The sequence below is a fragment of the Bosea sp. BIWAKO-01 genome, assembly GCF_001748145.1.
GTDB lineage: Bacteria > Pseudomonadota > Alphaproteobacteria > Rhizobiales > Beijerinckiaceae > Allobosea.
Window position 1 is genome coordinate 2,802,418 of the sequence record NZ_BCQA01000001.1, and the last position, 14,293, is coordinate 2,816,710.

The following is a 14,293-nucleotide window of genomic DNA, read 5'->3' on the forward strand; positions in this document are numbered from 1 at the left end:
CTTACGCCTGGGTGTGGAGAACGCGGCCGCCGAGGCTGGCGCCCTGTAACAGCCCGACCAGATCGGCCTGGCGTTCGAGGCCTGTTTTCGCGAAGACCCGCTTCAGAGTGGTCCGAACGGTTTCCTCGCCGATGCCGAGGGCAAGCGCGGCATCGCGGGGGCGGCTTCCGGCGGCGATCAAGGCAGCGAGCTTCGCCTCCGCCGGCGTCAGGTCGAACAGGCCCTGAATGACCGAAGCGGTCGGGACCTCTCCGGGGACAACCGGCGTTACGACCAGAATCGCATGGGCTTGCGACAGCACATCGTGACCCGCCCCGGTCACCGGCACGAGATGCGCGATGAAGGGCGGATTATCGCCTTCGGCGGCAATGGGGATCGAGCGGACGGCGGCATCGTGCGGCGCTTTACCCAGGGCGGCGAACGCCTGGAGAAGCAGGCGGTCCGCAGAAGGATTGGCGAGCCCGAGCCGGGAGGGGCGGTCCTGCGCGACGTCCGGCATCAGCCTCACGAGAAGCGAATTCGCAGCGAGGGCCTTTCCGCGCCACCCAAGCACGGCCGCAGGAAGGCCAATCATCTCGAGCGCATGCGCAACGGAGCGCGCACGCTCCATGTCGAGCCGCGCTGCCAGGATGCCGGCGCGAGCAAAATGGGACCGTGTGCGATCGACCTGAGCGACGAGATCGCGCCCGACCGGCCCCGACGCATAGTCACGCTCGGCATGAACAATGATGGTGTCGCCGCTCGGAACCTCGATCGCGGTCGCGACGCCGAAGCCATAGCCACGCGGGATGAAGAAGTCGCGATAGATCGGGTCCTGAGCCATTTCCTGCATGGTGAAGACGTCGGCATCGGTTGCAAAACCGGGATGCTGCAACGCCATCAGACGTTTGGTCCGTTCGTTGGACGCTCCGGGATAGAGGCCGAGAAAATCGAGCCAGAGCTGTTCAAATGCGGGTGAGGAGTTGATGAAGCGCATCTCCTCGCCCCGGACGGTACAAAGCACCGCGTCCTTCGCGCTGCAGATATCGGCGAATTTGGCGAGCACGGATGGCCAGAGGCTTGGCACAAGGGCAGCCTCGTAGACGGCATCGATGAGCTGATGCTCGCGTGGATCGCTCATTCCACCCTCCGGTCCTGACCGATCATCGGCCAATACCGTGCTGATTCAGCAATACAACAATAGTAGGACGCTTCGGCCCTCAGCCGGCTCACTATCCGGCAAAGTCCGTTGCCAGTCCACAATCGCCTTTGGGGGCGCCAGCCGGCTTCATGTCCGCTTGAGCCGTCTGGCCCGGCGTTCGACGGGCCTTGGTAGCCGCTTCGCAGAGAGACATCCGGTCAATCCTTCCGGCACAGGTTTTACAATATACATACGACTGTATATATTTTTAGCCGTGAGGTGACATGATGACGAGCGATAAGAGGAAGGAGCGCGGCGACCGCGCCCGGGCGAACATTCTTCACCATGCAACCCGGATCGCCTCAGTCGAGGGGCTGGACGGTCTGACATTCGGGCGCGTGGCCGCCGATGCGGGGGTTGCACGAGGCAACATCCAAATCCTCTTTGGCGACAGGGAGGCGCTGCAGCTCGCGACAATCGAGAACGGCGTGGCGCTATACGCCGAAGCCGTCATTGGTCCCGCCAGGGCAAGGCCAATCGCGGTCGAACGTCTCATCGCTCTTATCGAGGGCTGGTACAGATTCGTGGAGCAAAGAACGCTCCCGGGCGGTTGCCTGGTTCACGCGCTGAGCAGTGAATACCGCACGCGTCCGGGACGGATCCGCGATCGAGTGGAGCATCATCGGCTCGAGGCGCGGAAGTGCATCGTCAATCTGTTGACCGAAGCGATGCGGGCGGGAGAGCTTCAGGCCGACACCGATATCGAGCAACTTGCCTTTGAGCTCACGTCCTATCAGGCATCGGCCAATGTGGCAGCTCTGATGGAGGAAGCCGACCAGTTCGAACTGGCACGGCTCGCATCCAGGCAGCGGCTCCGGGCGGCGCGGGGACTAAGATGAGCGGCGACCCATTCCGCTTCGGAGAGCCGGAACGTCAGCAGCGACCTGCCGCGCGTGGCCGATTTTCAGATTTGCTGGCGAGGCGAGACGGGTTGCCGCCAGCATTTCCGACCCCTCCTTGAAGACCTGAACTCCATTCTGCCGGGCCCCTGGAGGGCCTCTCATCGAACCGCTTCGTAGGCCTCAGGCCGAACGTTGTGATGAGCCGCGCCGCTGCGTCGGCCGGCCGCTCATATCCCAATTGTTCAACCAAACGACTTGGCATCGGTGCTGACATCACCGCGCCGGAAAGGTTCACTCATGGTCGCCGCGCCGCTGCAAACTCCAAGTGATGTCGATCGGCCGCAGGCCAAGAGCCCGTGGCTCTCGGTTTCGATGCTCGCATTCGGTGTCTTTGTCGTCGGGACCGGCGAGTTCGTCCTGGCGGGTTTGCTGCCGCTTCTCAGCAGTTCCCTCAAGATCGCGCCGTCCGTGGCGGGGCAGGCCATCACGATCTTCGCGTTGACCTGCGCGGTCGCAGGTCCGGTCCTGACGACGTCCATCGGGGGTGGGACCGAAGAACCGTACTGGTCGCCGCCGTGGTGACTTATCTCGCCGGGAGCGTCTGGACTGCGCTCGCGCCGTCCTATGCTCACGTTCTGGCTGGTCAGGTGTTGGCTGCTCTCGGCGTTGGATTGTTCGTGCCGACCGCCACGGTAACCGCTGCCGCGATGGTTTCGCCAGCACACCGGGGCCGAGCCATTGCTTTGGTCGTGAGCGGCTTCACTGCTGCGACTGCGCTTGGGGCGCCCTTGGGTACAGCGTTCGGAGGGATGTTCGGCTGGCGGTCGACCCTGTGGCTTGCAACCGGACTGGCGGTGGTTGGCGTCATCGGGATCGTCATCTCCGTCCCGAAGACAACGACGATCACGACAACACCGGGGTTGCGCCAGCAATTGCGGTTCCTGCTCGAGCCTCAAATCGCCGCGGTGCTCGGGGTGACGCTGCTGGCCTTCACCGCTGTGTAGATGCCCTACACCTATATGGGGATCATCTTTGAAACGGCCACGCAGGGAAACAGTCTCTACCTTGCTGGGCTCATGACAACGCTTGGCGTGGTTGGCACTGTCGGGAACCTGGGCGCCGGCATGCTCGCCGACCGCTTTGGCGGCCGCTGGGTGGTGGCGATCGCCTTGGTCTGGCTCATCCTCAGCCTGGTCGTCCTGCGACTGACCACCGATAATCTGACATGGGCATATGCATTGATCGCGGTCTACGGCATCGCCGCCTTCGCCATTACAACGCCGCAACAGCACCGACTGATCACCCTGAAGCCTGAAGCAGCCGGCGTTCTCGTTTCGCTCAACCAGGCAATCCTGTACCTCGCCATCGCACTATCGGGTTCCATCGGCGGTCTTGGAATTGAGTGGCTGGGTTCGAACAATCTCGGCTTCATCGCCTCGGTGCTGGCAGCCATGGCATTGGTGCTGTCATTGTCGATGAAAACGGAGAGCCATGCTCACCGATGAGGACCCAATCCGCTTGGCGCAAGGGGCATCTGCCATGGACGGCAGGAACACTTGCGTCCGGCCCTAAGCCGGTCGCTGTTGCCAAGGCCTGTTCGACGTCGCCCGTCGCTCGCCGTCTTGCTTGCTATTGATCGCTTTGCATCGAGAACGTCGAGCGCTCAACGCGTTACATCTGGCCACGAGGCAATAGGGGGGCAAATGCGGTCGCCTTGATCTCCACCAGCCCATCTGCCGAGTTCAGTTCAGCGACGGCCAGTTCGACACAGGCGGGATAGGGGGCGGGAAAGAACTCGTCCCGGACGGCTGCAATCACGGCCAGTTGCCCTGCTTTGTCCAACGCCAGCCGGTCGCTGCCGAGCACATGAAACATCTGAAGTTCCACGACATCATCCACACGCGCTTCGCATGCGTTCAGCAGCTGCTCCATCAATGTGAAGACACGACGCAATTCGCAACGAAAGCGCTCGGCGTCCATCGCTGTCGATTGACTGTTACTGGCGACGATCCCGGACAGAAATACAAAGTCTCCAGCGCGCCGCGCCGGGGCATAATGGAACTGTTCGACATCGTCCTTGAGTACGGCAGGTACCACCACCTTGCCAGTGGACGTCGCATGATCGCGGATCGAGTTATTGACCTGTTCTTCCATTATGTTTCGAGCTCTCGGGGTCATGGTTTGGGCGCGTCGGCGAGCGATCTACACGTGCAGCGGGGCCATTGACGGAGCGATGAGCGCCTCCAGCTCGTCTCTCGTGGCGCCGTCGCGAGCTTGCATCGAAAGGCCTTGCATCACTGCGCTGTAGTAGTTGGCCAGGACCGGGATATTGCTCGAAGCCGGCAGGTCACCCTCCGTCACGGCCCGATCCAGTCGGGCGCGAATACGCAGCTCGGTTTCCTTGCGAATGCTCCTGAGCAGTTCGCGGAGTGGTTCGGTTTCAGCCTGGCACTTGACCACGCCGAGGATCAGCAGGCAGCCGCCCGAGTGTGGTGCGCTGAGCGCCGTGTCGATGCTGCCCTGAAGCATGGCGCGGATCGACCCCTGTACGGTCGTGCCTTCGTCGAGCGCGCGCAGTGCAGCAGATCCCGCGGTCGCTACATAGAGCTCTACCGCCTCCCGAAACGCTGCTTCCTTCGAGACAAAGGCTGCATAGAAACTCGGCGGCGTAATCCCGATCGCTGCCGTGAGGTCGTTGAGCTGAGTGCCCTCGTACCCCTTGGCCCAGAACACTTCCATGATGAGCTGAAGCGCGTGGTCACGGTCAAAGCTGCGCGGGCGGCCTCGGACTGCCATGGCGTTCCTTTCTGTAGTTCGAATTATATAAATCCTTGACCGTGGCACGCAAGCCGGATAGCGAATTTTATAGTAAGAATTATAGAATGGACTGAGTGGCAATGGACACCGTCGATCGCAGCAACTCAGTGAGCGCGGCTTCCGGAACGCCGGCAGCGCGGGCCGTGCGGGAAAGGCCCCCGCTCGTGGTCTATGTCCTGGGATTGACGATCTTTTCGCTGACCACGTCGGAATTCATGGTCGCCGGCATGATGCCCTCGCTGTCGGTCGCGCTTGGCGTGACGATTGCCGAGGTCGGGTATCTGATCTCGATCTATGCGGCGGGGATGGTCGTCGGTGGGCCGCTACTGACCCTCGCGCTTCTCAAGCTCGGAGTTCCAAACAAGGGCGCACTGCTTGGTTTGCTTGCGCTCTACAGTGTTGGAGGGATCATCGCCGCGACAGCAGATGGGTATGGCACCATGGTTGCCGCGCGTATCATCACCGGCGTTGCTGGATCAGCATGTTTCGGGGTTTCGTTGGCCATCTGCGCCGAAGTCGTTCGGCCGGACTCGCGAGGGCGGGCCTCATCGATCGTGCTCGCCGGGTTGATGCTCGCGACGGTCCTGGGCGTGCCGGCTGCAACCTTGATTGACCAGCGCTTTGGCTGGCGAGCGAGCTTTTGGCTGGTCGTCGCGCTCGCGGTGCTGTGTGCCGCTGTCATCGCAGCATTGGTCCCGGTATCCAGGAAATCGGCCCAAATCAGCTTGAGCACTGAACTGGCATCGTTCCGAAACGGCCGGCTTTGGGCTGCATATGCCACGAGCGGCCTGATCATCGGCGCGACCTTTTCAGCATTCAGTTATGTCTCGCCGATCTTTACGGATGTGACGGGCTTTTCTCCTGCAACGGTACCCCTGCTGCTCGGCGCTTATGGTGCAGCCAATGTCATCGGCAACGCGATCGTTGGGCGCTTCGCTGACAAGTATACGATTCCGATCCTCGTCGGGGGCTTGGTCGCATTGGCGGGGACGCTCGCGACATTCGCAGTTTTTGCCGATCACCGCATTATCAGCGTCGTTGCGTTCATAGCGATTGGGTTGGTCGGGGTCCCCATGAACCCGGCGTTGATTTCACGCGTCATGAAGACGGCGCACCCCGGACCATTGGTGAACACGGTCCATACATCGGTCATCAATATCGGCCTTGCGGCAGGCGCCTGGTTCGGTGGCATCGGTATCGTAGCCGGTTATGGTTTGCGCTCGCCGCTTTGGATCGGCGTCGCGCTGGCGCTGCTCGGTCTCGTCAGCCTCATGCCGCGCAGCGCCAGGAGATCGGCGCAATGAACGCACGACGGACGCCAAGTGGTATCCGGGGATGCAGGCACATGCTCAGACGGTTCACTGGCCAGGACAGCCTGGACGGCCAACCGCAGATGCCGTCCGCCATCAACGTTTGACGTCAAGAGCAGTTGGCGCGCCACTGGCCCAAACTCGGGGCTAAAACGATGGCGGCGTGCAGGCGCTCACAACTTCGCAGGCAACGGGCCCCACGCATCGAAACCGATGCGGCCGTCGGCTATCGAAATAATACGCATCGCCGGGTCCCAGTATTCGGCGTTGATCCTCGACTGTGACCTCCAGCCGGCCAATGAGGACAATTCCGCCCTCTTCGCCATCATGGGCGAGCAGCACACGACCCGTGTCGGTCCCTGGTTCGTAGCGTTCCTTCAGGATTTGAAGTGCGCGACCGAACAGGCTCTCGCCCACCTGCCTATACGAAATCCCGCCCTTGCCGATCTCAACCAATTCACTGGCTTGATAGAAGGTCTGTTGTGGCCTGTCGGGCTCCATTGAGAAGAATTCGCTGAGTCCAATGGGGATTCCATCGAGAATTCGCTTCAGGACCCCAACAGATGGGCTAATGGAATTCGATTCGATCAGCGATATTGACGAATTGGCTATGCCAACACGCCTTGCGAGCGTGCGTTGCGATAAATTGTATTTCTGTCGGATGAATCTCAGGCGCGCACCTACGTCCACAGACACTGAACTCTCCTCCCTGCCGACCCGTGCTTCTCGCGAGACGATCCTCGACGCATCTTCGTCCCGTGCGCTTGCCGTGGGACATTCGCCCCCTGACGCGAAGGGGACAGCTCATCCGTCAAAGCGGCGCCCACTGGCCCGATTGAGCTGATTTCCATGGCAGAGCGTACCGACATGGCGCGGCCACGCTCCGACATCGATGCCGATCACCAGCTGTTCCTCCTGTTCGATATCTGCATCAATCTGTCATTGCTGTCTTATAAATCAGTCTCTTATGTTTTATCTGAAACAGACTTGTTGGCAATGACGGAACGTGGCTTGTGGCAGGCAGACAAGGGAGCACGCCATGACCGCAAATCCTCCGCCAGCCTCATTGCAGAACGCCCGCTCGCTCGACAGCTACTGGATGCCCTTTACCGCCAACCGGCAGTTCAAGGCCGCGCCGCGGCTCCTCGCCTCAGCCCAGGGCATGCACTACACGACCGATGATGGTCGCAAGGTGGTCGACGGCACGGCCGGGCTCTGGTGCGTCAACGCCGGACATGGCCGTCGCCAGATCACGGAAGCGGTCGAGCGCCAGCTTTCGACCCTCGATTATGCGCCGTCCTTCCAGATGGGGCACACGATCGCCTTCGACTTCGCCGAGCGCCTCGCCGCCCTGGCGCCAGGAGCCGGAGACGCGAAACTCGATCGCGTCTTCTTCACAGGTTCGGGCTCGGAATCAGTCGATACGGCTCTCAAGATCGCCATCGCCTATCAGCGCGCGATCGGGCAGGGGACGCGAACCCGCCTGATCGGCCGCGAGCGCGGCTATCACGGCGTCGGCTTCGGCGGCATTTCGGTCGGTGGACTGGTCAATAACCGGCGCGTCTTCCCGCAGCTTCCGGGCAGCGATCACCTGCGCCATACGCATGACCTTACCCGCAATGCCTATACGAAGGGGCACCCGGAGCACGGCGCCGAGCTTGCCGACGATCTCGAGCGCCTGGTCGCGCTGCATGGGGCGGAGACGATTGCGGCGGTGATCGTCGAGCCCGTCGCAGGCTCGACCGGCGTTCTGTTGCCGCCGAAGGGCTATCTGCAGCGTCTGCGCGAGATTGCGACGCGTCACGGCATCCTGCTGATCTTCGACGAGGTCATCACGGGGTTCGGCCGTCTCGGCACGCCCTTTGCGGCCGACTATTTCGGAGTGGTGCCCGACATCATGACGACGGCCAAGGGCCTGACCAATGGTGCAGTGCCGATGGGCGCCGTTTTCGCCAGCCGCAAGGTGCATGATGGCCTGATGACCGGTCCGGAGGCTGCTATCGAGCTGTTCCATGGCTACACCTACTCCGGCCACCCGATCGCCTGCGCCGCTGGTCTCGCGACGCTCGACATCTATGCCGAAGAGGGGCTCCTGACGCGCGCCGCGGAGCTTGCGGCGAAATGGCAGGAGGCGATGCACAGCCTCAGGGGCGCTCCCCATGTCGTTGATATCCGCACCATCGGCCTCGTCGTCGGCATCGAGCTCGAATCGCGCGCTGGAGCGATCGGGGCGCGGGCCTATGACATCTTCGTCGACTGCTTCGAGAAGGGGCTGCTGATCCGCGTCACCGGCGACATCATCGCCCTGTCGCCACCGCTGATCGTCGAGCCGGGGCAGATCGACGACATGGTGTCGCTGCTCGACGAAGCCCTGAAGCGCGCGGCCTAGCCGGTCACCGGCCTGCTCCGCCGGTCGGTGCATCGGGCCGATGCAATCCTGTGCATTGCGAGGTCCGTCCCCGCGATGCCAGCTTGCCCCTGTCTATCTGGCTGACGAGACGCGGCGCTTGCCTGCCGCGTCATGCCAAGGGAGGGGCCCTGTCTTGAGCGAACCTTGCGATCTCAGCGCCGTCGAGGCGCGCGCCCTGATCGGGGCGAAGTCCCTGTCCGCCAGCGAATTGCTGGACAGCTGCATCCGTCGCATCGATGCCGTCGACCCCGCCGTCAATGCCATGGTTGCGCGCGATGACGTGCGCGCGCGAGCGGCAGCGCGGAAAGCCGATGAGGCGACGATGCGCGGCGATGCGCTCGGCGCCCTGCATGGCCTGCCGGTCGGCATCAAGGATCTCGAGAATGTCGCCGGCTTGCGGACGACCTATGGCAGCCCGCTGTTTCGTGACTTCGTGCCGCCCGAGGACCAGTTGATCGTCGCCTCGGTTCGCAAGGCTGGCGCCATCATCGCCGGAAAGACCAACACGCCGGAATGGGGCGCCGGCGCGAACACGCGCAATGCGGTCTATGGCGTCACCGGCAATCCGTTCGATCCCTCGAAATCGGCAGCCGGCTCCTCCGGTGGGTCCGGCGTCGTGCTGGCAACCAACATGGTGCCGATCGCAACCGGCTCGGATACGGGCGGCTCGCTACGCAATCCGGCCGCCTTCAACGGCGTCGTCGGCTTCCGGCCGACACCGGGGCTGGTCCCGAGCGACAAGCGGCCCTTCGGCTGGAACCCGCTGAGCGTGCTGGGCCCGATGGCCAGGACCGTGCCCGACCTCTGCCTGCTGCTCTCGGCCATGGTCTCGGACGACGCCTGCGATCCGCTGGCGACGACGATCGTCGGCCAGACCGTGCGCAAACCGGGGGATTTCGCGCGACCGGCCGAGATCGACCTCGCTTCGCTGAAAGTCGCGCTGACGCCCGATTTCGGCTTCGCGCCGACCGAGCGGCATATCCGCGAGGTCTTTGCCGAGAAGACCGGGCTGTTCAATCAGCTCTTTGCCGTCGCTGATGAGGCAACGCCCGATTGCAGCGGCACGGACGAAACCTTCGAGGTCTTGCGCTCGCTCTCCTTCCTGGCCTCGATGCATGAGCGGGTGCGCGATACGCCCGAACTGGTCGGCCCCAATGTCCGCGCCAATGTCGAGGAGGGTCTGCGCTACAGCGCGCTCGACGTCACCCAGGCGCTGAAGCAGCAGACCGTGCTCTACAAGAACTGGCAGAGCTTCTTCTCGCGCTTCGACGTCATCCTGTCGCCGGCGGTCACGCTGAGTCCGCGCCCCTGGAGCGAGCTCTATCCCGCCGAGATCGATGGCAAGGCAACGCGAACCTATTTCCACTGGCTGGCACTGGCCTATGCCGTCACCGTGGTCGGTCACCCCGCGATCTCGCTGCCGGTCGGGCTCGATCGCAACGGCATGCCGTTTGGGTTGCAGATCGTCGGGCCGCGCGGCGGCGACGCCAAGGTGCTTGCCGTTGCTGCTGCCTTGGAGCGCGTACTGGCCGGCGATCCCCGTACGGCGCGTCCGGTGCCGGACATCGCCGCGCTGGCGAAGGCTCAACGCCTGAGCGACAGTCCAGGGTTCCTGGGGTTCGACTGACGCGCCGTCGCCGCCAATACAATGACAAGAGGGGATTTCCGTTGAAGCGCCGTACATTCTTGAAGGGGGCCGTTGCAGCCGGCCTCGGCAGTACCTCGTTGACGTCTCTCGCCCGGGCCCAGGCCGGGCGCTCCACCCTGATGAAATTCGTGCCGCAGGCCAATCTGAGCGCGCTCGACCCGATCTGGACCACTGCGACCGTGACCAATAATCACGGTTACTATGTCTTCGACACGCTCTTCGGCGCCGATATGGACTTCAAGCCCCAGCCGCAAATGGCTGAGCGGCACGAGGTGCTGAACGATGGCAAGACCTGGCGCATCACGCTTCGTGAGGGGCTGGTGTTCCATGACGGCGCGCCGGTCAAGGCTGCCGATTGCGTCGCCAGCCTGAAGCGCTGGTGCCAGCGCGACCCCTACGGCCAGTTGCTGGCCAAGGTGGTCGAAGCCTGGCAGGTCGTCGATGACCGGGTCTTCGAGATCAAGCTGACGCGCGCCTTCCCGACCATGCTCGAGGCGCTCGCCAAGGTCGATACGCCGCCCTTCATCATGCCCGAACGGCTGGCCGTGACCGATGCCAGCAAGCAGGTGACGGAGATGGTGGGTTCCGGCCCCTACCGGTTCATCCCGGGGGAGTATGTCTCCGGCAGCCGGGTGGTCTACGAGAAATTCGCCGGCTACAAGCCGCGCACCGAACCGGCTAGCCGCAATGCCGGTGGCAAGATCGGCCATTTCGAGCGGGTGGAATGGCAGGTCCTGCCCGATCCCGCGACCGCGGCTTCGGCCCTGATGAAGGGCGAGGTCGACTGGTGGGAGCGTCCGCTGACCGACCTCCAGCCGCTGCTTGCGAGCAATCCCGAGATCAGGCGGGAGGCGACGGACACCTCCGGTCGGATGGCGATCATGCGGCTGAACCACCTGCATCCGCCCTTCAACAATCCCAAGGTGCGCCAGGCCGTTCGCATGGCGGTCAACCAGGAGGATTACATGCAGGCGACGCAGGGCGACGACACCACGCTCTGGCAGACCTGCCGCAGCCTCTGGCCGCGCGGCACGCCCTATTATACCGGCGAGCAGGAAGACCTGATGCCGCAAAGCCTGGACAAGGCGAAGGCAGCCTTGGCGGCGTCCGGTTATGCCGGCGAGAAGGTCGTCATCATCAGCCCCACCGATTTCCCCGATATCGGCCCACTCGGGCAGGTCACCGGTGAATTGCTGCAGCGCCTCGGCATGAATGTGCAGATGGCCGACAGCGACTGGGGGACGGTCGTGCAGCGTCGCGGCAATCGCGAAAGCGTCGAAAAGGGCGGCTGGAGCATCTTTCACACCACCGGCCCGGCGGTGGGCTGGAGCAACCCCGCCCTGTCGCTGCTCGTCCGTGGTCAGGGAGCCAAGGGCTGGTTCGGCTGGTGGGAGAGCGAGAGCGCCGAGAAACTGGCCGAGGAGTGGCTCTACGCCGCCGATGCGGCTGGCCAGAAGAAGGCTGCCGTTGCCCTGGCGCGGCTGGCGCTCGAGGAGGTCGCGACCATCCCGCTCGGCCAGTTCGTCATTCGCACGGCCTATCGCAAGAGCCTGACCGGCATGCTGCCGGGCTCTGCGCCTTATCCCTGGGGCCTGCGCCGGGCCTGACCGGCGCAGGCGGAGTCGCGTCAGGCCGCAGGGCCTGCCGCGACCGCGGCCGACCAGGGCGATACGAGATCGCTGCAGCCTTCTGCGCCGTCGGTGTCGGCGCGGATCAGATTCGGGCAGGCGAAGTTGATCGGCAGTACCCCGTGCTCGACGATCGAGACCGGCCCGGCCACTTCCAGCGCATCGAGAACATCGTCGGGCAGGCGGCAATCGGCGCTGGTCGAATCCGGCCCGGAGACGTCGATGCGCGGCGCATGGGCGGCCTCGTCGACGTCCATGCCGAAATCGAGCGTCCAGGCCAGGCTCTGGTAGACGCTGGCGAGGATGCGCCGGCCGCCCGAGGCGCCCATGGCAAACCGCGGCCAGTTGCCGTCCTTCGGCGTCACCACGACCGGGCACATGTTGCAGAGCGGTCGCGCGCCGGGGGTGATCGCATTGGCGCTGCCGGGGCGCGGATCGAACCACATCATGCCGTTGTTCATCAGCACGCCGGTCTCGGGCAGCACGACGCGGCTGCCCATCGACGAGAGCAGCGTGGTGGTAATGGCGACAAGATTGCCCTCGCCATCGACCACGGTCAGATGCGTGGTGCAGGTGTCGGCCGGTTCCGGTGCAGCTTGTGCGGCGCCGAGACCGGCGAGGCGCTCGGCATAGGCCTCGCGCATCACCGTCGAGAGCTTTGCGAACCAGGCGGCGTCCGGGCCTCCCGCCGGCGGAGCGACTGTGGCCATGCCTTCGACCACGGTGGCGAGCGTCGGGGCGGCGGTCAGCCCGCCGGCCGTGTGGAGCACATGCGTTCCGCGCCAGTCGATCACGGGAGCCTGCCGGACGGTCGCTTCGCAGCCTGCGAGGTCGGTCGCATCGACGACCCCGCCCACTGCCGCGATGTCGGCTGCGAGGCGCCTTGCGGTTTCGCCTTCGTAGAAGTCGCGCAAGCCCGCCTCGGCCAGGCGCTCCAGGGTGGCTGCAAGATTGCCGAGCCTCATGAAGCCCGGAACGCCCTGATAGGGCGGTACCGGGGGCAGGCCGCCAGGCAGATAGATGCGGGCGCTTTCTTCATAGAGCCGCAAGACCGAGGCCGAGGAGGCGATCTTCAGCGTCGTGTACCAGTCCTGAGCCAGCCCGCGCCGGGCGAGCGCGATCGCAGGGGCGAGGAGGTCGGAGACCGGCAGCCCGCTGCCGAAATGCTGTTTCAGCGCCGCATAGCCGGCAACCGACGAAGGGATGCAGAAGGAGAGCGGTCCGTGGATATTGCGGTCGTCCACCACCTCCGGCCAGGTGAAGAGGTCCTTCTTGATCGCACCGGTCAGCGGGTAGTCCGCCGGGTCGGCGCGGCGGGGTGCGACGGGGCCGAAATCGATGACCTGCGCGCGCCGCTCACCGGCCTTCAGCACGACCGCGAAGCCGATGCCGCCGAGACCGCTGTTCCAGGGTTCGACCGCGGCGAGCGCGAAGCAGGCAGCGACGGCGGCGTCTGCGGCATTGCCGCCAGCATCCAGGATCGCTGCGCCGGCTGCGGCTGCCTCGCGGTTCTGCGAGACGACAATGCCGTTCTTTCCGCGCGCCGAGGGCTTGGTCAGGTTCCAGTTCTGCGTCCGGTAGACAGTCTCACGCGCGCTCTTGGCAACGGCCATATATCCAACTCCCCTTGTTCGTGGGCGCATGCTTCCACGATTCCACGGCGCGGCGGAAGGCTGGCAAAGCAGGCCCGCCCTGCGATCGGCTCGGGGGGCTCTGCTGCGGCAGGCGGGTTCGCGACCTCAGGTTGAGGATGTCGCAGCAAATGGCTGGCGCAATGCGCGCGAGCCATTAATCTTGGAACGGATTGAACCTCCGCCGCATTCGCAGCGACAAACCTGCGAGCCGGCATGCAGGGTCCCGCGCGATGCATACCGAGTCCGACGAAGACCTCGTCAAGCGGATCGCCTCTGGCGACCGGCTCGCGATGAAGGTGCTGTTCTCGCGGCACCAGGTGCATGTCTATCGTTTCGCGCTGCGGCTCGTGCGCGACGAGACGGTGGCGGAGGATGTGATCAGTGACGTCTTCATGGACCTCTGGCGGCAGGCGGACCGGTTCGAGGCGCGCGCCAGCGTCACGACCTGGCTCCTCGCCATCACCCGCAACAAGGCCTACTCGCTGCTGCGCAAGCGGCGCGAGGCTGGCCTCGACGACGAATTCGCCGAAACCATCGAGGACGAGGCGGACGATCCTGAAATCGTGCTGCAGAAGCAGGACAAGGGTCTCGCGATCAGGGCCTGCCTCGGGAAACTCAGCCTCGAACACCGCGAGGTCATCGATCTCGTCTATTATCACGAGACCTCCGTGGAGGAGGTGGCGCGGATCGTCGGCATCCCCGAGAACACCGTCAAGACGCGGCTCTTCCATGCCCGCAAGAAGCTGGGCGAGCTGCTCAACGCCGCCGGGATCGATCGGGGCTGGCCATGAGTGTTTTCGGATGCCGGTTCGATCCGCCCAATC

General features: G+C 64.2%; 14 protein-coding genes. 9 read left to right on the forward strand and 5 right to left on the reverse strand.

Annotated elements, in window-relative coordinates; all coding sequences use genetic code 11:
* Position 1 precedes the first annotated feature (1 nt).
* A complete protein-coding gene (locus BIWAKO_RS13020) occupies positions 2–1,120 on the reverse strand; it encodes a helix-turn-helix transcriptional regulator (protein ID WP_069879034.1) in 1,119 nt (372 codons plus the stop codon).
* 284 nt (positions 1,121–1,404) lie between these two features.
* Between BIWAKO_RS13020 and BIWAKO_RS13025 the strand changes: the two genes are divergently transcribed.
* The 4 genes from BIWAKO_RS13025 to BIWAKO_RS36380 all read left to right on the forward strand — a co-directional run bounded on the left by BIWAKO_RS13025 (position 1,405) and on the right by BIWAKO_RS36380 (position 3,527).
* The gene (locus BIWAKO_RS13025; protein ID WP_069879035.1) at positions 1,405–2,019 is read left to right on the forward strand and encodes a TetR/AcrR family transcriptional regulator; all 615 of its coding nucleotides are present in this window, start codon (positions 1,405–1,407) and stop codon (positions 2,017–2,019) included.
* Between the two features lie 300 nt (positions 2,020–2,319).
* Complete coding sequence (locus BIWAKO_RS36370; RefSeq protein WP_201788617.1) at positions 2,320–2,604, forward strand: MFS transporter; 285 nt, start codon at positions 2,320–2,322, stop codon at positions 2,602–2,604.
* Complete coding sequence (locus tag BIWAKO_RS36375; protein ID WP_201788618.1) at positions 2,598–3,026, forward strand: MFS transporter; 429 nt, start codon at positions 2,598–2,600, stop codon at positions 3,024–3,026. Before BIWAKO_RS36370 ends, BIWAKO_RS36375 begins: the two co-directional genes overlap by 7 nt.
* Positions 3,027–3,527, forward strand: a complete 501-nt coding sequence (locus BIWAKO_RS36380; protein ID WP_201788619.1) for an MFS transporter — start codon at positions 3,027–3,029, stop codon at positions 3,525–3,527.
* 166 nt (positions 3,528–3,693) lie between these two features.
* Here BIWAKO_RS36380 and BIWAKO_RS13035 read toward each other — a convergent pair whose 3' ends face one another.
* The gene (locus BIWAKO_RS13035) at positions 3,694–4,176 is read right to left on the reverse strand and encodes a Rid family hydrolase (protein WP_069879036.1); all 483 of its coding nucleotides are present in this window, start codon (positions 4,174–4,176) and stop codon (positions 3,694–3,696) included.
* 48 nt (positions 4,177–4,224) lie between these two features.
* Positions 4,225–4,818, reverse strand: a complete 594-nt coding sequence (locus BIWAKO_RS13040; RefSeq protein WP_069879037.1) for a TetR/AcrR family transcriptional regulator — start codon at positions 4,816–4,818, stop codon at positions 4,225–4,227.
* A gap of 101 nt (positions 4,819–4,919) precedes the next feature.
* Here BIWAKO_RS13040 and BIWAKO_RS13045 point away from each other — a divergent pair, with 101 nt between their 5' ends.
* Positions 4,920–6,143, forward strand: coding sequence for an MFS transporter (locus BIWAKO_RS13045; RefSeq protein WP_084651315.1), 1,224 nt, complete (start codon positions 4,920–4,922; stop codon positions 6,141–6,143).
* A 153-nt stretch (positions 6,144–6,296) separates the two neighbouring features.
* Here the strand turns inward: BIWAKO_RS13045 and BIWAKO_RS34205 are convergent, their stop codons facing one another.
* Positions 6,297–6,845, reverse strand: coding sequence for a cupin domain-containing protein (locus BIWAKO_RS34205; protein ID WP_074471545.1), 549 nt, complete (start codon positions 6,843–6,845; stop codon positions 6,297–6,299).
* A 343-nt stretch (positions 6,846–7,188) separates the two neighbouring features.
* Between BIWAKO_RS34205 and aptA the strand changes: the two genes are divergently transcribed.
* The 3 genes from aptA (at position 7,189) to BIWAKO_RS13065 (ending at position 11,814) form a co-directional block, all read left to right on the forward strand.
* Positions 7,189–8,538 carry an omega-aminotransferase AptA gene (gene aptA, locus BIWAKO_RS13055; protein ID WP_069879039.1) on the forward strand — a complete coding sequence of 450 codons (1,350 nt, stop codon included), beginning with the start codon at positions 7,189–7,191 and terminating at the stop codon, positions 8,536–8,538.
* Between the two features lie 154 nt (positions 8,539–8,692).
* Positions 8,693–10,186, forward strand: a complete 1,494-nt coding sequence (locus BIWAKO_RS13060) for an amidase (protein WP_069879040.1) — start codon at positions 8,693–8,695, stop codon at positions 10,184–10,186.
* 41 nt (positions 10,187–10,227) lie between these two features.
* The gene (locus BIWAKO_RS13065) at positions 10,228–11,814 is read left to right on the forward strand and encodes an ABC transporter substrate-binding protein (RefSeq protein ID WP_069879041.1); all 1,587 of its coding nucleotides are present in this window, start codon (positions 10,228–10,230) and stop codon (positions 11,812–11,814) included.
* 20 nt (positions 11,815–11,834) lie between these two features.
* On the opposite strand, the gene BIWAKO_RS13070 is transcribed toward BIWAKO_RS13065, so the two are convergent.
* Positions 11,835–13,448, reverse strand: a complete 1,614-nt coding sequence (locus BIWAKO_RS13070; protein ID WP_069879042.1) for a gamma-glutamyltransferase — start codon at positions 13,446–13,448, stop codon at positions 11,835–11,837.
* Positions 13,449–13,699: 251 nt separating this feature from the next.
* Here BIWAKO_RS13070 and BIWAKO_RS13075 point away from each other — a divergent pair, with 251 nt between their 5' ends.
* Positions 13,700–14,260: a sigma-70 family RNA polymerase sigma factor gene (locus BIWAKO_RS13075; RefSeq protein ID WP_069879043.1), complete on the forward strand. Its 561-nt coding sequence runs from the start codon at positions 13,700–13,702 to the stop codon at positions 14,258–14,260.
* Positions 14,261–14,293: the final 33 nt, after the last annotated feature.